At 67.1% G+C, this 19,217-nt stretch carries 16 protein-coding genes; 7 read left to right on the top strand and 9 right to left on the bottom strand.

Annotated features, from left to right (window positions below; genetic code table 11):
* Positions 1-12 precede the first annotated feature (12 nt).
* Positions 13-2,457, bottom strand: a complete 2,445-nt coding sequence (locus tag ACSUZJ_RS11880; RefSeq protein ID WP_499416335.1) for a membrane-bound PQQ-dependent dehydrogenase, glucose/quinate/shikimate family — start codon at positions 2,455-2,457, stop codon at positions 13-15.
* A gap of 120 nt (positions 2,458-2,577) precedes the next feature.
* On the opposite strand from ACSUZJ_RS11880, the gene ACSUZJ_RS11875 reads away from it, so the two are divergent.
* Positions 2,578-3,219 carry a TetR/AcrR family transcriptional regulator gene (locus ACSUZJ_RS11875; RefSeq protein ID WP_499416333.1) on the top strand — a complete coding sequence of 214 codons (642 nt, stop codon included), beginning with the start codon at positions 2,578-2,580 and terminating at the stop codon, positions 3,217-3,219.
* A 46-nt stretch (positions 3,220-3,265) separates the two neighbouring features.
* Positions 3,266-3,586, top strand: coding sequence for an EthD family reductase (locus tag ACSUZJ_RS11870; RefSeq protein ID WP_499416331.1), 321 nt, complete (start codon positions 3,266-3,268; stop codon positions 3,584-3,586).
* 66 nt (positions 3,587-3,652) lie between these two features.
* Here ACSUZJ_RS11870 and ACSUZJ_RS11865 read toward each other — a convergent pair whose 3' ends face one another.
* Positions 3,653-5,098 carry an NAD-dependent succinate-semialdehyde dehydrogenase gene (locus tag ACSUZJ_RS11865; protein WP_499416330.1) on the bottom strand — a complete coding sequence of 482 codons (1,446 nt, stop codon included), beginning with the start codon at positions 5,096-5,098 and terminating at the stop codon, positions 3,653-3,655.
* 404 nt (positions 5,099-5,502) lie between these two features.
* On the opposite strand from ACSUZJ_RS11865, the gene ACSUZJ_RS11860 reads away from it, so the two are divergent.
* Positions 5,503-7,152: a mechanosensitive ion channel family protein gene (locus ACSUZJ_RS11860; RefSeq protein WP_499416328.1), complete on the top strand. Its 1,650-nt coding sequence runs from the start codon at positions 5,503-5,505 to the stop codon at positions 7,150-7,152.
* 16 nt (positions 7,153-7,168) lie between these two features.
* Here the strand turns inward: ACSUZJ_RS11860 and ACSUZJ_RS11855 are convergent, their stop codons facing one another.
* From ACSUZJ_RS11855 to uraH, 7 genes are all read right to left on the bottom strand, one after another.
* On the bottom strand, positions 7,169-8,506 hold the full coding sequence (locus ACSUZJ_RS11855; RefSeq protein WP_499416326.1) for a VWA domain-containing protein: 1,338 nt from the start codon (positions 8,504-8,506) through the stop codon (positions 7,169-7,171).
* A 56-nt stretch (positions 8,507-8,562) separates the two neighbouring features.
* Positions 8,563-9,258 (bottom strand): SOS response-associated peptidase, encoded by a 696-nt coding sequence (locus tag ACSUZJ_RS11850; protein WP_499416324.1) that lies wholly within the window; start codon positions 9,256-9,258, stop codon positions 8,563-8,565.
* Positions 9,259-9,271: 13 nt separating this feature from the next.
* Complete coding sequence (locus tag ACSUZJ_RS11845) at positions 9,272-9,571, bottom strand: antibiotic biosynthesis monooxygenase family protein (protein WP_499416322.1); 300 nt, start codon at positions 9,569-9,571, stop codon at positions 9,272-9,274.
* Between the two features lie 127 nt (positions 9,572-9,698).
* On the bottom strand, positions 9,699-10,559 hold the full coding sequence (locus ACSUZJ_RS11840; protein ID WP_499416320.1) for an outer envelope protein: 861 nt from the start codon (positions 10,557-10,559) through the stop codon (positions 9,699-9,701).
* Entirely contained in the window at positions 10,556-12,079 is a 1,524-nt protein-coding gene (locus ACSUZJ_RS11835; protein WP_499416318.1) for a nucleobase:cation symporter-2 family protein, read from the bottom strand. Before ACSUZJ_RS11835 ends, ACSUZJ_RS11840 begins: the two co-directional genes overlap by 4 nt.
* Positions 12,080-12,199: 120 nt before the next feature.
* Positions 12,200-13,477 carry a urate hydroxylase PuuD gene (locus ACSUZJ_RS11830; protein ID WP_499416316.1) on the bottom strand — a complete coding sequence of 426 codons (1,278 nt, stop codon included), beginning with the start codon at positions 13,475-13,477 and terminating at the stop codon, positions 12,200-12,202.
* A 200-nt stretch (positions 13,478-13,677) separates the two neighbouring features.
* A complete protein-coding gene (gene uraH / locus ACSUZJ_RS11825) occupies positions 13,678-14,046 on the bottom strand; it encodes a hydroxyisourate hydrolase (RefSeq protein WP_499416314.1) in 369 nt (122 codons plus the stop codon).
* Between the two features lie 139 nt (positions 14,047-14,185).
* Between uraH and ACSUZJ_RS11820 the strand changes: the two genes are divergently transcribed.
* The 4 genes from ACSUZJ_RS11820 to ACSUZJ_RS11805 are packed head-to-tail and all read left to right on the top strand — an operon-like array spanning position 14,186 to position 18,931.
* Positions 14,186-14,935, top strand: a complete 750-nt coding sequence (locus tag ACSUZJ_RS11820) for a GntR family transcriptional regulator (protein ID WP_499416312.1) — start codon at positions 14,186-14,188, stop codon at positions 14,933-14,935.
* A 27-nt stretch (positions 14,936-14,962) separates the two neighbouring features.
* Positions 14,963-15,907: an allantoinase PuuE gene (puuE, locus tag ACSUZJ_RS11815; RefSeq protein ID WP_499416310.1), complete on the top strand. Its 945-nt coding sequence runs from the start codon at positions 14,963-14,965 to the stop codon at positions 15,905-15,907.
* Between the two features lies 1 nt (position 15,908).
* Entirely contained in the window at positions 15,909-17,699 is a 1,791-nt protein-coding gene (gene uraD, locus ACSUZJ_RS11810; protein ID WP_499416308.1) for a 2-oxo-4-hydroxy-4-carboxy-5-ureidoimidazoline decarboxylase, read from the top strand.
* Positions 17,696-18,931: an ArgE/DapE family deacylase gene (locus ACSUZJ_RS11805; RefSeq protein WP_499416306.1), complete on the top strand. Its 1,236-nt coding sequence runs from the start codon at positions 17,696-17,698 to the stop codon at positions 18,929-18,931. Before uraD ends, ACSUZJ_RS11805 begins: the two co-directional genes overlap by 4 nt.
* Positions 18,932-19,217 lie beyond the last annotated feature (286 nt).

The following is a 19,217-nucleotide window of genomic DNA, read 5'->3' as shown; positions in this document are numbered from 1 at the left end:
GCGCGCTGCTGCTTACTTGAGCTTGGCCGGCTTGGCGGCGGCAGCCGCGACGCCGTCGGGGAGTGCGAAGGCAACCACTTCGTCGCCCATCCTGGTGCCGAGCGAACCGTGGCCCCCGGCCATGACGACCACGTACTGCTTGCCGGTCTTGTCCGACACGTAGCTCATCGGGGTAGCCTGGCCGCCTGCCGGCAGACGTGCTTTCCAGATTTCCTTACCGTTGCTGACATCGTAGCCGCGGATGAAGTAGTCGAGCGTGCTGCTGAGGAAGGTCACGCCGCCGCCGGTGGTCATCATCCCGCCCAGGCTGGGCACGCCCAGGGGCAGGGAGATCGGCACCGGTGCGCTGTCGCGGGTGGTGCCGTTCTTGTGCATCCACACTTTCTTCATGGTCTTCAGGTCGACTGCTGCGACATAGCCCCAAGGCGGCGCCTGGCACGGGAAGCCCAGCGGCGACAGGAAGGGACTGATCTCGACTGCAAACGGGAGGCCGGTCTGCGGTTGCAGGCCCATCTCGCCGCCGGTGCCGCCCTTGGCGTTGGCTTTTTCCCGCGGTACCAGGCGCTCCAGGAAGCCCATGTAATCGGGATTGACGATCAACAGCTGGCGGACCGGGTCGACGGTGGCGCCGCCCCACTCGAAGATGCCCAGCGGGCCCGGGGAAATGATGGCGCCCTTGCCTTTTTCGCCCACGGTTTGCGGCGTGAACGGGCCTTCGTAGCGATGGTTCCTGAAGATGATGCGGCAAGCCAGCTGGTCGAACGGGCTGGTCCCCCACATGTCGGCTTCGCTGATGTTACGCTCGGGCAGGAAGCTCAGGGCCGAATATGGCTGGGTCGGCGAGACCCAGTCGCCGGCAGCGACGTTGGTTGTCGGAACCGGCTTTTCCGGCGCCGGCACGACCAGCGAGCCATCGCGACGGTCGATCACGAAGATGTGGCCGGTCTTGGTGGTTGCCACCACCGAAGGCACTTTCCCTTTCGGGGTATCGATGTCGACCAGGGTCGGCTGGCCACCGATATCCATGTCCCAGATGTCGTGATGCACGGTCTGGTAGACCCAGCGCAGCTTGCCGGTGGCCAGGTCGAGGGCGACGATGGCGCTATTGAAGCGTTCGCCGTTCTTGTTGCGCCTGCCGCCCCAGGTGTCCGGCGTTTCGTTGCCCATCGGGATGTAGACCATGCCCAGCTTCTCGTCGATGCTCGACACGCCCCAGGAGTTGGGCGAGTTGCGTACGTAGGTTTTGCCTTCGGTCAGCGGGTTGGTCTCGTCCGGACGGGCCGGATCCCAGTTCCACACCAGCTTGCCGGTGACCGGATCGTAGCCGCGGATCACGCCCGAAGGTTCGTTAGTCGACTCGTTGTCGGTGACGCTGGCGGCCATCACCACCATGTTCTGCGACACGGCCGGCGGCGAGGTCGGCATCAGCATGCCCCGGGTCTTGACCGGGTGGCCCTTGTACAGGTCGATCACGCCGTTCTCGCCGAAGGATTTGCAGGATTCGCCGGTATCGGCGTTGACAGCGATGAGGGTGCCATCCATGGTCGGCGCGATGATGCGGCGCGGGCATTCCATGGTGGCGGCGTCGGCGCGCGGCGGGGCGCCGTTGAGCGACGGCGCGTTGGCGTCCCAGTAGGACACGCCGCGGCAGATCATGTGCTGGTAATGGGCCGCGTCGCGGTTGATCTTCGGATCGTGGCGCCAGATTTCCTTGCCGGTATCGGGATTGAGCGCGATCACGATATTGTGCGGCGTGCACATATACAGCATGCCATTCACTTTGATCGGGGTCACTTCATTGGCGATTTCACCTGGGTCGGTCGCCCCCTTGAAGTCGCCCGTGTGGTAGCTCCACACCTGTTGCAGCTGGCCGATGTTGGCCGGGGTGATCTGGGCGGCGGGCGCGTAGCGGTCGCCGTGGCCGGAACGGCCGTAGGCCGACCAGTCGTTCTCGGCCACGCCCGCGGCATCGTGCGTGCCGGTGGCGGCCATGTTCTCCGCAGCGACGACGCCGTGGATGTCATGGTAGTCCTGGAACAGCGCGATCACGGCGACCAGCACGGTGACGACGACCGAAGCCAGCAGGGCTTTGCGGCCGGCATCGGCGCCCTCTTCCGGCTTGGCCAGGCGGCGATCGACGAAGGGGAGCAGCAGCCAGACGGCCGCGACAAACCAGATGTCGAGGCGCGGCAGCAGTTGCCACCAGTCGAACCTGACCTCGACCAGGGACCAGATCACGGTGGCGGCCAGGGTGGCGGCCATCAGGCCCAGGGCCGAACGGCGTCGCTTGAGCACAAGGACGCCGGTGGCGACCATGGCAATGCCGGACACGACATAATAGGCCGAGCCGCCGAGGCTGACCAGGTAGATGCCGCCGCCAAGCAGGGCCAGGCCGAGGAGGATGAAAATGGATCCGGTAATCGCCAGCAGCGGTCCGGACCTCGAAGAGGTGTTCATAAGTAACCTAAAGAAATGTTTACAAACAGTATGATATGCTTCCCGCATAGATTTGTAAACTGCATGGTTTCCTAATTTTTTGACAATATTAAATAACTAACAACGTAGACAAGAGACAGCATGAGCAAGGAAGAACGCCCCAAGGTCGGCCGGCCCGCCACTTATACGCCGGACCAGGTGCTCGACCGCCTGATTGGCGCCGCGGTCGACATCCTCAACGAACAGGCGGCCGACGCCGACTTCAGCGTGGCCCAGGTAGCGCAGCGCGCCAAGGTATCGAAACGCACCGTCTACACCGTCATCTCCAGCAAGGAAGAATTGATCGGCCACATCATCCGGCGTGGCGCCCGGGTGGCCACGACCATGCTCGACCTGCCGGTGGCGAGCGCCGCCGATGCGCACGTCGTGCTGGCGCGCTTCCTCGAGGAATGGGTGAACTTCGCCTGCGGCCCCCAGGCGGTGGGGATCTATGTAATGGCAATTCGCGAGCGCAGCCGCTTCCCCGCCATCGGCGAAGCCTACTACCTCAGCCGCAACGAGCACGGCCTGAAGCAGGTGGCCGCCTGGCTCGAACGCATGTGCAGGAAGAACTTCTGTCCGGCGCAGGATCCGCTGATGACGGCCGACCTGGCGCTGACCATGGCCGCCGCCGAGCGCCAGCGCATTCTCGCGCTCGGCATCGACGAGCCGTGGTCTCCGCAACAGCTGAAGGAGCGGATCGACGCCATCCTGCAGTTTGTCTTTCGTGAACCGGCCGCCTGAGCACGGCGGTCACGTATTTTTCAGAAACCAGGAAAAGGAAACAGAGATGATCAAACTGAGCGTGATGTATCCCCACAGCGCCGAGGCAGTCTTCGACCACGCCTATTACCGGGACGTGCACATGCCCTTGCTGAAGCAGCGCATGGGCGCGCATTGCAGGCGCTACAGCATCGACCAGGGAATGAGCGGCGTGACGCCGGGCAGCGCACCGGCCTTCATCGCGATGTGTCACGTGTATTGCGACTCGGTCGAGGCGCTCATGGCGGGCGTGGGACCGCACGCCGCGGAACTGGCGGCCGACCTCGCCAACTTCACCAACGTCGTGCCGGTGCGGCAGATCAGCCAGGTGGTGGACGAGCGGCCCTGAGGGCGCGCTCCGGGGCAGGCGGCGGGCTTCCCCGGGCTGCCCCGACCGTCTTTTTCTCCCCTGCCCTTACACGCCGACCATCGACACCGCCTTGGTGTTCAGGTAGGCCTCGAGCGCCTCCGGGCCGCCTTCGGAGCCGTAGCCCGAGTCCTTGATGCCGCCGAAGGGCAGCTCGGCGCTTGGCGTGGCCGGCTGGTTAATCCACAGCATGCCCACTTCCACGCGGTTCATCAGCAGCTGGGCATTCTTGATCGAGCGCGTGAACGCGTAGCCGGCCAGGCCGTAAGGCAGGCGGTTGGCTTCAAGAATCGCCTCTTCCAGGCTGTCGAAGCCGCGGATCGCGGCGACCGGGCCGAAGGGCTCGTCGTTGAACACGCTCGCTTCCAGCGGCACATCGGCCAGGATGGTCGGCGCGAAGAAGTTGCCGGCCTCGCCGACGCGCTGGCCGCCCAGCGCCAGCACCGCACCCTTGGCCTGGGCATCCTCGACAACCTTGGTCATGGCGCTGACGCGGCGCGCGTTGGCCAGCGGGCCCAGGGTCGTGCCCTCGGCCAGGCCGTCGCCCAGCTTCAGGCCCTCGGCATGCTGCACGAAGGCGCGCGTGAACTCTTCCTTGATGGCGTTATGCACCAGGAAGCGGGTCGGCGAAATGCAGACCTGGCCGGCGTTGCGGAACTTGGCCGCGCCAGCAGCCTTGACGGCCAGCCTGACGTCGGCGTCCTCGGCGACGATCACCGGCGCATGGCCGCCCAGCTCCATCGTCACGCGCTTCATGTGGGCGCCGGCCAGCGCGGCCAGCTGCTTGCCGACGGGGGTCGAGCCGGTGAAGGTGACCTTGCGAATGACCGGGTGCGGGATCAGGTAGCCGGAAATCTCGGCCGGGTCGCCGAACACCAGGCCCACCACGCCCGGCGGGATGCCGGCATCGACGAAGCACTGCAGCAGCGCCGCCGGCGAAGCCGGGGTTTCTTCCGGCGCCTTGCAGAGGAAGGAGCAGCCGGTCGCCAGCGCCGCGCCCAGCTTGCGCACGATCTGGTTGATCGGGAAGTTCCACGGCGTGAAGGCGGCAACCGGGCCGACCGGCTCCTTCAGCACCAGCTGCTGGGCTTTCGGGTTGCGCGACGGGACGATGCGGCCATACACGCGCATGCCTTCGGCGGCGAACCAGTCGATGATATCGGCGCCGGCCAGCGTCTCGCCCTTCGCCTCGACCAGCGGCTTGCCCTGCTCCTGGGTCAGCAGGCGCGCGATGTCGCCAGCGCGCTCGCGCAGCAGGCTGGCGGCGCGGCGCATCGTGGCGGCACGCTCGGCGGCCGGCACGTCGCGCCAGGTCTCGAAGCCCTTCTGCGCCGCGGCCAGCGCACGGTCCAGGTCGGCGATCGATGCATGGGCCACCGTCCCGATCGCCTGCCCCGTTGCCGGGTTGAGTACCGAGATGGTCTTGCCGCCTGCGGCGTCACACCATTCGTTGGCGATGAGGAGACGGGTATCGGGATAGCTGGACGTGGTCATGGCGTATCGGTTCCTGTGTTGGATGAGATAGTGATAATAACCCGGACGCGGGCGCCGTGCACTACCCTGCGCAGCCGCGAGGCCAGCGGCAAGCGTGCAGACGGGCGGCCCCATGAATGGTAAGCTTTGCCGCCAGACATCCCGCTGTCCCTCGTCGGGGCAGCCTTGACCCGTGCTGCATGCCGGCGCCGGTTCGCGCGCGGCCAACGCGGCCAACCCGGCCAACTCGGCCACACCGGGCACGGCGGCACTGCGCGCACATCCGCAGCGATCTGGTTTTGCCCAGGGGCTGCCCTTGCAGGCCCGACGGACAGCCGCTGCCGGCGGGTATTCCCTACATGCCCGGCCCCAGGCAGCCGCGCCGCTTCCGGCCTGCGCCCCACTGTAAAGGACACGTTTCAAGCATGCGTACCGTTTTTCTCCGCTTCCTCCTTCTCCTTTCGCTCGCACTGAGCCTGCCGGCGGGCGCCGTCCTGCCCGTGGTCCAGAAGCCTGCCCCCGCCGCGGCCGCTCCCGCCGTCCTGCCCGACCCGCTTGGCCGGGAAACCCCGCGCTCGATGATCTCGGGCCTGATCGGCGCGCTGGCCGAGCACGACTACGACCGCGCCGCCCAGTATTTCGACCTGCCCGCGAACAGCAACCGGCAGCGCGTCAACGCCGCCAGCCAAGCGCGCGCCTTCCAGGCCCTGCTGGACAATGGCGGTTCGCTGGAGCCCTACGCCGTGCTGTCGAACGAGCTTGTGGGCCGCATCGACGACGACCTGCCCATCGACCAGGAGCACGTCGGCCAGATCGGCATCCAGGGTAAGAGCGTGCCGGTGCTCCTGACGCGCAGCGAGGACGAGGGCAAGCAGGTCTGGCGCATCTCGCAGGACACGATGGAGCAGATCGCCGCGGCGACCCGGCGCACCGTGGCGGCCCAGGCCGGCCAGCAGGAAGAGTTCACCGTTGCCGGTGCGCCCCTGAAGGACTGGGGACTGCTGATCGGTCTCGGCGTGCTGATCTTCGGCGGCCTGTGGATGGTGGCGGCGCTCATGGTCGCGGTCATGCGGCGCCTGGTGGCCGACCCCGCGACGAATGGCCTGTACCGCTTCTTCGAGGCGGCCCTGCCGCCCCTGAGCCTCCTGATCGCCGTCTTCGTGTTCTTCGGCTGGGCCGAGCGGCTGCCGGTCGCCATCGTCGCGCGCCAGACCCTGCTGCGCTATACCGGCATCATCTCGGTGGTCGCCTTCGTCTGGTTCGGTCTGCGCCTGGTCGACGCCACCGCCGAACTGGCGATCGTGCGCATGCAGCAGCGCCAGCGCCGCCAGGTCGTCTCCGTCATCACCCTGCTGCGGCGCACCGCCAAGGTGCTCCTGCTGCTGTTCTCCGGGATCGGCATCCTCGACACCTTCGGCATCGACGTCACCACCGGGATCGCGGCGCTGGGCATCGGGGGGATCGCCCTGGCCCTGGGCGCGCAGAAGACCGTGGAGAACCTGGTCGGCAGCGTCACCGTGATTGCCGACCGCCCGGCGCAGGTCGGCGACTTCATCAAGGTCGGCGACATCATCGGCACGGTCGAGGACGTCGGCATCCGCTCCACCCGCATCCGCACCCTGGAGCGCACCCTGGTGACCATTCCCAACGGCGACCTGTCGGCGCGCCAGATCGAGAACTTCGCGCCGCGCGAGCGCTTCCTGTTCAACCCCGTCATCGCGGTCGACTACCGGGCGCCGTCGGCCAGGCTGCGCGAGGCGATCGGCATCGTCCAGCAAATCGTGAAGGAACACGAGTACATCGGCGAAGGCGCCCGCGCCCACCTCGGCCGGATCAGCGAACGTTCCTTCAACATCGAAGTTTTCGCCTACATCGAGGTGCTCGACTTCGAACACAGCGTGCGCATTCGCGAGGAGCTGCTGCTGGCTATCTACGAGCGTCTGGAAGCGGCCGGCATCGGCCTGGCCTTCCCGGCCCAGACCATCGAGTTTTCACCGGAGCCGCTGCGCGCGATCGGCGCGCGGGAGGCGGCCGGCGCAGAGCGGGACGCAAGACGGGACGTCAAGGCGCGCTGATACCTGACAGGAGGCGTCAGCCGAGCAGCCCGTGCCGCGCCGCCTGCTTCACCCAGCCGGGATACTCGGTCATCAGGAGGTCGTACAGCTCGGCATCCGAGTGCTCGTCGGGACTGGCGACCGAGAAGAAGTCGGCATTGTCGACCAGCCGGCCATCGAGATCGTCGAGCTTTTCCAGGAAGGGGAAGTCGGAGTCGGCGAAACTGGCGAGCCGTTTGGCTTTCGACTTCCTGCCCTTGCCGATGCCCATGAACTGCCAGAAGATCGGTTCGCGGCTGGCCCAGCGCAGCTGGCGCTCGGTGAGCGGCTGGTCGGAGGTGCTGCCATCGGTGACGAACATGACGTAGACCGGCAGCGCGGCCTTGAGCGGCTGCTTGCGTTCGCCGCCCCGGGAATCCGGGAAATAATGCCGGCGCACCGCTTCCATCGCCGCGCCGTAGCGGGTGTCGCCTTCCAGTGGATGGCGCTCGATCATCCGTCCAACGTAGTCCGACCAGTTGCCCAGGCCCATGGGCGCGCCGCGGTGCACGTTCCTGCCGAACAGGAAGACGTCGATCTCCCCGTCGTCGTCGAAGCGGCAGCCCAGCGCCAGGATGCGCTCGGCGAAGCGCTGCACCAGTCCCTTGCGGTACAGGGTGCTCATCGAGCCGGAAATGTCGAGAACCAGGCAGACCCGGGCGCGGTGCTGCTCGAGCCCGACCTTGGCCAGCGACACGCCGGCCGACTTGACCAGGCTGACGAGCTGGGGCGCAGCCTGCTCGACGCGCTTTTCCAGGCTGACGACAGCTGCCGGCCGGCCCGCGGCGGGTGACGGCGATGGTGATGGTGATGCCGGTGCTTCCACGTCGGCGCCGAAATGCGTCACCAGGGCCGCCAGCCCGCCATTGAAACCCTGGCCCACCGCCATGAAGCGCCATCCCCCGTCCTTGCGGTAGAGTTCGCCCAGCATGACGGCCTGCTCGGCCGCGAAGTCCTGGCCCGTGAAATCGAAGCGCGCGAACTCGCCGCCCTGCGCCACCAGGCGCAGGTGGCCCGAGCGCAGCTGCGACATCACGCCGCCGCCATCGACGCTGGCGGTGACGACGACCCGCTCCACCGTCGCCGGCAGGCGCCCGAGCTCGAAGGCGAAGCCCTCGCCGTCGGCGCCGACCGCCGCCTTGCGCACGCCGCCGCAGGGGCTGACAGGCTGGTTGAAGAAGGTCATGTAGCGCTCGTCGACCAGCTTGCCGCCGGCGTCGAGCGCGAAACAGGCGAAGTCGAGCGGCAGTCCGGTTGCGGACAGGCCGGCCTGCAGGGCGCCGGCCGGCGCATGGTCCGCCAGCGGCAGGCGCTCTCCTCGTTTCAGTTGCTTCATCCGTCCTCCATGTGCTCAGGCAGCCGGGCGAAGCCGGCATCGATTGTAAAGGGCGATCAGAACAGCTCGAGGTTCGGCGACGGTGCAGGCGCCCTGGCGCGCGGCGCGGCCGGCGCCGGCCAGTCGCGCATGCGCTCCGCCGGATAATGGCGCAGGAAGCTGTACGCCATGTCGGTGCTGCGGCAGGCCAGCCAGTCTTCGACCTCGTCCTGCGGCAGGATCACCAGCGAACGCTTCTCGTCGCCCGGCTTGTGCATGCGGCGCATCAGCGGGTGGTCGTCGGCGTTGATGGTGATCTGGGTGAACGAGGACTGGACGCTGCCGTCCGGTTCCTGCCAGTCGCGCCACAGTCCGGCCACGAAGAAGAGCGATTCGTCCGCCATGCCGATCGCATGGCGCACGGCGCGCCCGCTCTCGTAGCAGGGTTCGTAGAACCAGGCCATCGGCACCGCGCACAGCTGCAGGCGGCGCCAGGCCGGGGCAAACGAACGCCGCTCGACCAGCGACTCGGCGCGCGCGTTCATGGTGTCGAAGGGCTTGATCTCGGGCGGGATGTGGCGCCGCGGGACCATGCCATAGCTCGCCAGGCAGGCCTCGGGCCGCCTGCCGGGACTCGCGCGCAGGATGGGCGCGACGTAGTCCTTCCAGGTTTCTTCCGGCCAGCGCCAGTCGGCCGGCAGGTCGCTGAAGGCGCCGATGGTGCCGAACCTGCCGAACTGTTCGGGCGTGGGCGGACGGTAGTTGACGCACATGGGACGAACCGGATCAGAAACCTTCGAACACGGTATCGAGGTGGGTGACGTTCGGCGGGGCGTCGAAGCAATGGCCAACCAGGCGGCGCCATTCCTGGAAGTCCTCGCTGCCCCGGAAGTGGACGGTATGGTCCTCAAGCGTTTCCCAGCGCATCAGCAGGCGGTAGGCGCGCGGGTTCTCGATGCCGCGCTGGAGCTGCATGCCGGCGCAGCCGCGGGCACGCTGGAACAGCGGCGTTGCCTGGCGCACGGCGGCCTCGAATTCGGCCTCCATGCCCGGCTTGATCAGAATTTCTGCGCTCTCGAATACCATCGGCTCTCCTGTCCTTCCTGATATGGCTGATATTGCCGATATTGCTGGTAATTCCCGGGTACGCACGCGGTGCGCGCCCGGGACGATTATGCCACGGCGGAGAGCTGACGGCAGGCGGTCAGCCTTGCTAGAAGTGATACTGCGCCTTGACCATCGGCGTCCGTGCAGTGGCACCGGGGATCGTACGGCTGTCGTTGCCGAACTTGTTCTTCCAGTACTGGTAGGCCACACCCGCCCGGAAGCGCTTGGGTTTGGCGTCGAACAGCACGCCGACATCGAGCATCAGCTGCATGTCGATGTTGGTCTCGGCCGCGGTGTCCCGTCCGAACTCGTTCTTGCCCTTGGCGCCGATGAAGTTCGCATAGCCTTCGAACGACAGCCTGTTTGATGCCAGCGGGAAGGCCCAGACCACGCCCAGCATCGGATGGGTATCGTAGCGGTAGCGCGGCGTGGCCACTCCTGTGAAGCTGCTGTAGGGCGCGTTGCTCTCCCACAGTCCGTAGATGCCGATATTGAGCATGCCCGGCACGTCGAACATGAAGGTCGGTCCGGCCACCACCATGCGCTTCTTGGAGTTGTAGCCGGCGTCGTTCTTGGTGTTGACGTCGAAGCCCAGGGTCAGGCCGGCGTCGCGCAGGGGGCCGAAGCGCAGCGGCGTGCCGCCGACCTTGCCCCATTCGACCGTATGCCGGTACACCAGGTAGAACTCCTGCGCGCCCGAGGACGCTCCCTTCGAGGACGGATCGGTCTTGTCGGACAGGAGCACGTCCAGGTTCGCGAAGTTGGTCCCGTACTTGTAGCCGCTGACATGGTTCAGCTGGATGATGTCCTTGCTGATGTCGTTGGCATTGAAGGGCTCGGCGAAGCGCTTGCCGGTGCGGTAGCCGATCGAGGTGTCGCTCCAGTCGGCCGCCTGGACTGCGCAAGCCGCACCGAGGCCCAGGGCGATGCCGGCGATCTTGACGATATTCATGGTAGCGCGCTTCATGCCTTGCTCACCTGTGCGACGGAATGTTCCATGCCGCCGTGTTCTTCATGGCTCGCGGCCGGCACGCCGCGCGTGCCGTTGAAGAACAGGTTCAGCGTCACCGCGGCCACCGCGGTCAGGAGGATGCCGGATTCCAGCAGCGGATGCAGGCTGTGCGACATCTGCTGGGCCCAGCGCGGCGCCACCAGCGGGATCAGGCCGAAGCCGATCGATAGCGCGACGATGTAGAGGTTGAAACGGTTGCCCTGGAAGTCCACCCGCGTCAGGATGCGGATACCGGCCGCCGCCACCATGCCGAACATCACCAGCCCGGCGCCGCCCAGCACGAACTGGGGAATCGCCTCGACCAGCGCAGCCATCTTCGGCAGCATGCCCAGGACGATCATGATGATGCCGCCCGCCACGCAGACCCAGCGGCTTTTCACGCCGGTGACCGCGACCAGGCCGACGTTCTGCGAGAAGCTGGTGTGCGGGAAGGTATTGAAGACGCCGCCGATCAGGGTGCCGAGGGCGTCGGTGCGCAGGCCGGCCGCCAGTTGCGACTGGTCGATCTTCTTGCCCGTCATGTCGGACAGGGCCAGGAACATGCCGGCAGACTCGATCATGACGACCACCATCACGACGGTGAGCGTGAGGATCATGACGATGTCGAAGGTCGGCATGCCGAAGGCGAAGGGCGTGACCAGCTCGAACCAGTTGGCCTTGCCGACTTTATCGAAGTGCATCTTGCCGGCGGCATAAGCCACGCTGCAGCCGGCCACGATGCCGAGCAGGATGGAGATGTTGCAGACGAAGCCGCGCGCATACTTGACCAGCCCCAGCACGACCACCAGCACGAAGGCTGCGATCGCCATGTCGTCCAGGGCGCCGTAGGCGGGATTCGGCGTCATCGGGACCGGTCCGGCCAGTTTCAGTGCGGGGGCCGCGACGGTTTCCGGCATGGCCGCTGCCGAAGCCGCGGCGGCCGCCTTCGCGTCGTCCACCATGGTCGCCAGGCGCGCCACGTCGACGGTCTGGGCCGCCGAGTCCGGGCCGCCCATGGCCCAGCCGACCCCGACCCGCATCAGGCTGACGCCGATGACCAGGATGATGGTGCCGGTGACCACGGGCGGAAAGAAGCGCAGCATGCGGCTCATCAGGGGCGCGATGAGGATCGCCAGCAGGCCGGCGCCGATGCCGGCGCCGAAGATGGCGCGGGCGCCGTCGACCCCGGGCACGGCGTTCGCGATCGCCACCATCGGCCCGACGGCGGCGAAGGTGACGCCCATCATGACCGGCAGGCGGATGCCGAACCAGGAACCCAGTCCGAAGGACTGGATCAGGGTCACCAGGCCGCAACAGAACAGGTCGGCCGAGATCAGCATCGTGACCTCCGCCGGCGACAGTTTCAGGGCGCGTCCCACGATCAAGGGTACGGCGATGGCGCCGGCGTACATGACCAGTACGTGCTGCAGGCCGAGCGCGCTCAAGCGCCCGAGCGGCAGCCGCTCGTCCACCGGATGGCGGCTTTGATGTTTCATGCTTGTCTCCTGATTATTATTGACGTATGTCTGCAACCAAAGAATGCATGCTGCTTGCCGGGCGAGGGCCAGGCAGTACCGCGCGCGGTACCGGCCCGCCATCCGGTGGGGGCCAGGTTCTTACTCGACCGGCGCGCCCTCTTCGTACCAACGCTTGAGCAAGTCCCGCTCTCCGGCGGTGATCTGGGTCGCGTTATTCAGTGGCATGACCTTCAGCACCACGGTCTGCTGGTACATCTGCTGTGCGTGGCGCTTGATCGAGGCCGGGGAATCGAAGGCGATGCCCTTGCTCTGCACCTGGGCCGAGTGGCACATCGCGCAGCGCTGGTCGATCACGCCCTTGACCTGCTGGAAGCTGACCGTGTGGGCAGTGGCGCCGCCGGCGGCAGCTGCGGGGGCTGCCGCTGCAGCGCCGCCTGCCGGGGCGGCAGCCTGGGGCGCAGCGGCCATGACCGGCTCGACCGGCTCGGGCTTGGGCGTCAGCCAGACCACCATCGCCACCAGGGCCGCCACGCCGGCCATCGCATGTTCCCAGGGCACGCGCTTGCCTTGCACCAGGGCCTTGTGGCGGGCGACGAAGCTGTGCCGCACCAGGGCGCCGGCCAGCATCAGCAGCACCAGCACGACCCAGTTGTGCTCGCCCGAGTACAGCCAGCCGTAGTGATTCGAGAGCATGGCGATCAGCACCGGCAGCGTGAAATAGGTGTTGTGCACGCTGCGCTGCTTGGCGCGCCAGCCGTAGATCGGGTCGACCGGCTGGCCGGCCTTGAGCTGGGCCACGACCTTGCGCTGGCCGGGAATGATCCAGAAGAAGACGTTCGCGCTCATCGCGGTGGCGAGCATGGCGCCCACCAGCAGGAAGGCGGCGCGGCCGGCGAACAGCTGGCAGGCCAGCCAGGCGGCGAAGACGACGAAGACGAACACACAGGCGCCGACGATCAGGTCGCCGTTCTTCCTGCGTCCGAAGGCGCGGCAGATGATGTCGTAGACGAACCAGAACGCGACCAGGAAGCCGAGCGCGGTGGCGACGGCGGCGCCGGACGACCAGTCGTGGACCGTGCGGTCGACCATGAAGGTGCCGGCATTGAACAGGTAGAGCACCGTGAACAGGCCGAAGCCGGACAGCCAGGTGGCATAGCTCTCCCAGTAGAACCAGTGCAGGTTCTCGGGCATGGCCTTGGGCGCCACCAGGTATTTTTGCGGATGGTAGAAGCCGCCGCCGTGCACGGCCCAGAGCTCGCCGTCGACGCCCTTCTGCACCAGGTCCGGCGCAGTCGGCTTGTTCAGCGAGTTATCGAGGAAGACGAAATAGAAGGATGCGCCGATCCAGGCAATCGCCGTGATGACGTGGGTCCAGCGCAGCAACAGGTTGACCCAGTCGAGCAGGTAGGTTTCCATAGAGCCTCAAGCGAAAAGGAAGTACGGCGTCCATGAACGCTGTACTGTCCCATCACCACAGCGGGCTCTGTGAGGGGCGATCATCGCAACCATCGGCGGCAGACTGGGTCCGCGTGCCGATGCGCTCCGCGGCGACGAAAATAACTGTATACGATCCTGCTAAGTTTGCATAACAGTTTTTTTATCTTTTTGAAATTAACCTAGGAACCGCGGTAGGTCGAGTAGGCCCAGGGGCTGACCAGGAGCGGCACATGGTAGTGGCCGGCCGCGTCGGCGATGCCGAACTCGATCGGCACTTCGTCGATGAAGGCCGGCTCCGGCAGTTCCACGCCGCGCGCGCGGAAATACTTCGCCACCGAAAACACCAGGCGGTAGCGCCCGCTCGCCATGGCGGCTGCATCGAGCAGCGGGCCGCCATCGGTGCGGCCGTCGGCGTTCAGTTCGAGGGTCTTGATCGTGGTGGTGGTGGCGGCGGCGCCGGCGCCGTCGATCCGCTGCAGGCTCACGCGCATGCCGGCGGCCGGGCAGCCGTGCATGAGGTCGAGCACGTGGGTGCTGAGGTGTCCCATAAGTCTCCTTGTTGAATGGGGCCGGCCCTGGTCGGGCGGCTGGATTGCATACACTTTTTGTTTTCAACTTTGAAAAAAGTGTATACACTTCAGACACGATGTCAACAATTTATTCTTTTAAACGAGCCTCCGACCGAGCATGAGCCGCCCCCGCCCGCCCCTGAAAATCGTCCTGCCGCCGGTCGATGCGCCCGACGCCCTCAAGGCCCAGGACGAGGCCGCCGCGCCGGCGGCCAGCGCCACCCAGCGCATCGTCGACGCGATCACGAACGCCATCGCCGACCGCCGCCTGATGCCCGGCACCAAGTTGTCGGAGCAGAAGATCGGCGACATCTTCAAGGTCTCGCGCACCGTGGTGCGGCAAGCCTTCAACCAGCTCAGCCGCGATCGCCTGGTGGTGCTCGAGCCCGCGCGCGGCGCCTTCGTGGCCACGCCGACGGCCGAGGAAGCGCGCGACGTCTTCGAAGTGCGCGAAATCCTGGAGACGGCGGTCACGAAACAGCTGTGCGCGACCATCACCGACGAGCAGATCCGCCAGCTGCGCGCGCATCTCGAGCTCGAGCGCGCGGCCGTGACCGGCACCGAGGTATCGGGCCGCACCCGCCTGCTGGCCGACTTCCACATCGTGCTGGCGCAGATGCTGGGCAACGGGGTGCTGGTCCAGATGCTGAACGAGCTGCTGACCCGCTCTTCCCTGATCGCGCTGATGCGCCAGTCGACCCAGTCGGCCGAGGAGTCGCTCGACGAACATGTCGCCATCGTCGACGCCTTCGAACGGCGCGACGCCAAGGCCGCCGTGCGCCTGGTCGGCAAGCACCTCGCCAACGTCCAGCACAACCTGAACCTCGACCCCCAGCGCGTCGACCTGGCCGAGATCCTGAAGCGCTGACCCATCAACCCTGAACCCGAGCCGACCATGACCCCAACCTATCCACGCGACCTGCAGGGCTACGGCGCAAACGCGCCCCATGCCGACTGGCCGGGCCGCGCGCGCGTCGCCGTGCAGTTCGTCCTGAATTTCGAGGAAGGCGGCGAGAACAGCGTGCTGCACGGCGATGCCGGCAGCGAGCAGTTCCTGTCCGAGATGTTCAACCCCGCCGCCTTCCCGGCGCGCCACCTGAGCATGGAAAGCATCTACGAGTACGGGTCGCGGGTCGGGGTCTGGCGCATCCTGCGCGAGTTCGAACGGCGCGGCCTGCCGCTGACCGTGTTCGGCGTCGGCATGGCGCTCGAACGCTGCCCCGACGTCACCGCGGCCTTCCGCGAACTGGGGCACGAGATCGCCTGCCACGGCTGGCGCTGGATCAGCTACCAGAACGTGGACGAGGCGACCGAACGCGAGCACATGGCGCGCGGCATGGAGGCCATCGAACGCCTGACCGGCGAGCGCGCGCTCGGCTGGTACACGGGACGCGACAGCCCGCACACGCGGCGCCTGGTGGCCGACTATGGCGGCTTCGAGTACGACAGCGACTACTACGGCGACGACCTGCCCTTCTGGCTGCGCGTGCCTCGCAGCGACGGCAGCGAGGCGCCGCAGCTGGTCGTGCCCTATACCCTGGACTGCAACGACATGCGTTTCGCCCTGCCCCAGGGCTTCTCGCACGGCGATCCTTTCTTCTCTTACCTGCGCGACGCCTTCGACGTGCACTACGCCGAAGGCGAAGAGCGTCCGTCCATCATGAGCATCGGCATGCACTGCCGCCTGCTCGGACGCCCGGGCCGCTTCCTCGCGCTGCAGCGCTTCCTCGACTACATCGGCCAGCACGAGCGCGTGTGGGTCGCCCGCCGCATCGACATCGCGCGCCACTGGAAGCGCACCCATCCCTTCGACCCGGCTACGGCCTTTCTCTGGACGTAACATGCTGACCCCTGACATGCTGACTCTTGACCGTCTCAACGCCGCCGACGAGGCGCAATTCACCGCCCTGCTCGACGGCGTCTACGAACACTCGCCCTGGATCGCGGCGCGCGCCTGGCAGCGCCGCCCCTTCGCCAGCCTGGCGCAGCTCAAGCACGCCCTCATCGAAGCGGTGCGCACGGCGCCGGGCGAAGCCAAGCTCGGCCTGATCCGGGCCCACCCCGAGCTGGCCGGCAAGGCCATGGTGTCGAAGTCGCTCACCGCCGAATCGACCAACGAGCAGAACAAGGCAGGCCTTACCGACTGCACGCCCGAGGAATTCGCCACCATCCAGCGCCTGAACGCGGACTACAACGCGAAGTTCGGCTTCCCCTTCATCCTGGCCGTGCGCGGCCCGCGCGGCGCCGGCCTGCCCAAGCGCGAGATCATCGCGACTTTCGCACGCCGCCTGGCCAACCAGCCCGACTTCGAGCTGGCCGAAGCCCTGCGCAACATCCACCGCATCGCCGAAATCCGCCTGAACGACAAGTTCGGCCACGAGCCGGTGCTGGGCAACCTGGTCTGGGACTGGGCAGAAGCGTTGGCTGCGCACAGCGACCCGGGCTACGCGGAACGCGGCGAGCTGTGCGTCACCTACCTGACCGAGGCCCACCGCGCCTGCGCGGCGCAACTGGCGCGCTGGATGCGCGAGGACTGCGGCTTCGACGAAGTGAACATCGACGCCGTCGGCAACGTGGTCGGGGTCTACCATGGCACGGACAGGGAAGCGAAACGCCTGCTCACCGGCTCGCACTACGACACCGTGCGCAACGGCGGCAAGTACGACGGCCGCCTGGGCATCCTGGTGCCGATGGCCTGCGTGCGCGAGCTGCACCGCCAGGGACGCCGCCTGCCCTACGGCATCGAGGTGGTCGCCTTCGCCGAAGAGGAAGGCCAGCGCTACAAGGCCGTGTTCCTCGGCTCGGGCGCCCTCACCGGGCAGTTCAACCACGCGTGGCTGGATCAGCAGGACGCCGACGGCATCGCCATGCGCGCCGCCTTCGAACAGGCCGGCCTGCGCGCCGAGGACATCGCGGCCCTGAAGCGCGATCCGGCGCGCTACCTCGGCTTCGTCGAGGTCCACATCGAACAGGGCCCGGTGCTGAACGACGCCGACCTGCCGCTGGGCGTGGTCACCTCGATCAACGGCAGCGTGCGCTTCTTCGGCGAGATCGTCGGCACCGCCTGCCACGCGGGCACCACGCCGATGACGATGCGGCGCGACGCCGCCGCCGCGGCCGCCGAACTCGTGCTCTACGTCGAGGAGCGTGGCGCCGCCGTCCCCGACCTGGTGGCCACCGTCGGCATGCTGGAAGTGCCCAACGGTTCGATCAACGTGGTGCCGGGGCGCTGCCGCTTCAGCCTCGACGTGCGCGCCACCACGAATGACGTGCGCGACGCCTGCGCGCGCGACATCCAGGAACGCCTGCGCGCGATCTGCGCGCGGCGCGGCCTCGAATTCACGCTCGAAGAATCGATGCGCGCCGCGGCCGCGCCCTGCGATCCCGCCCTGCGCCAACGCTGGGAGCACGCGGTCGACAGCCTCGGCCTGCCGGTATTCCGCATGCCGAGCGGCGCCGGACACGACGCCATGATGCTGCACCAGATCATGCCCCAGGCCATGCTGTTCCAGCGCGGCCTGAACGCCGGCATCAGCCACAACCCGCTGGAAGCGGTCACCAACGACGACACCGAACTGTGCGTGTTTGCCTTCCAATCCCTCCTCCACCAACTTGCCACGGACCCGACATGACCACGACTAGCCCTTACGAGACCCTCGACGCCTGGATCGACGCCCATTTCGACGAGGAGGTGCGCTTCCTGCAGGAGCTGGTGCGCGTCCCGACCGACACGCCGCCGGGCAACAACGCACCGCACGCCGAGCGCACCACCGAGCTGCTGCGCGCATTCGGCTTCGAGGCCGAGCAGCATGCGGTCCCGGCGCCGGTGGTGCAGGAGGCCGGCCTACAGACCATCACCAACCTGGTGGTGCGCCGAAAATATAACGATACGGGTCGTACCGTGGCCCTGAACGCCCACGGCGACGTGGTGCCGCCGGGCGAAGGCTGGACCCATCCGCCCTACGGCGCCGAGATCGCGGACGGCAAGCTGTATGGCCGCGCCGCCGCCGTCAGCAAGTGCGATTTCGCCACCTTCACCTTCGCCACCCGCGCCCTCGAAGCCCTGGGCGCCCCGCTCAAGGGCGGCGTCGAACTCTACTTCACCTACGACGAGGAATTCGGCGGCGAACTCGGTCCGGGCTGGCTGCTCGAGCAGGGCATCGTCAAGCCCGACCTCCTGATCGCCGCCGGCTTCAGCTACCAGGTCGTCACCGCCCACAACGGCTGCCTGCAGATGGAAGTCGCGGTGAACGGCAAGATGGGCCATGCGGCGGTCCCGGAAACGGGCGTGGACGCGTTGCAGGCAGCGACCCGCATCCTGGTCGCGCTCTACGAGCAGAACCGCATCTACAAGGGCACCCGCAGCCAGGTCAAGGGCATCAACCACCCCTACCTGAACGTCGGCCTGATCGAAGGCGGCACCAACACCAACGTGGTGCCGGGCAAGGTCGTGCTCAAGCTCGACCGCCGCATGATCCCCGAGGAGAACCCGGTCGAGGTCGAAGCGGCGCTGCGCAAGCTGATCGGGGACGCCGTGGCCGACTGCCCGGGCATCTCGATCGAGATCCGCCGCCTGCTGCTGGCCAATGCCCTGCAACCCCTGCCGGGCAACCAGCCCATGGTCGAGGCCCTGTCGCGCCACGCCAGCGCCGTGTTCGACGAACCGGTCGAGGCGGCAGGCACCCCGCTGTACACCGACGCGCGCCTGTTCGGCGAGCGCGGCATCCCGGCGGTGCTGTACGGCTGCGGCCCGCGCACGGTCGGCGAAAGCAATGCCAAGCGTGCCGACGAACACATCGACCTGGAAGACCTGCGCCGCGCCACCAAGGTGGTCGCGCGTACGCTGTTCGATCTGCTGGACTGAGCCGGACGGAGTGAACAAAACGGGCGCCGCGAGGCGCCCGTTGTTCTTTGTACCCCGTGCTGAAGCGTCGTAGGGTGGGCACTCCGTGCCCACGCGTTACGTACGTGGCCGGCAGTCACATGCCGCGATATTTCGCCCGCAAAGTGTGCGATGGACGCAGACCGGGCCGAGGTTGAAGTTGGCGGGCGATCAGTGTCGACCAACGCAGAAAGGATACGCGCGTAACGCGTGGGCACGGGGTGCCCACCCTACGACGCAAAGACTGAAACAAAACGGGCGCCTCGCG

Origin of the sequence: Telluria sp. B2 (assembly GCF_051789535.1) — a bacterium.
Taxonomy (GTDB): Bacteria; Pseudomonadota; Gammaproteobacteria; order Burkholderiales; family Burkholderiaceae_D; genus Telluria.
The sequence above is the reverse complement of the archived record's forward strand: the minus strand, read 5'-3'. Positions and strand labels throughout refer to the sequence as shown.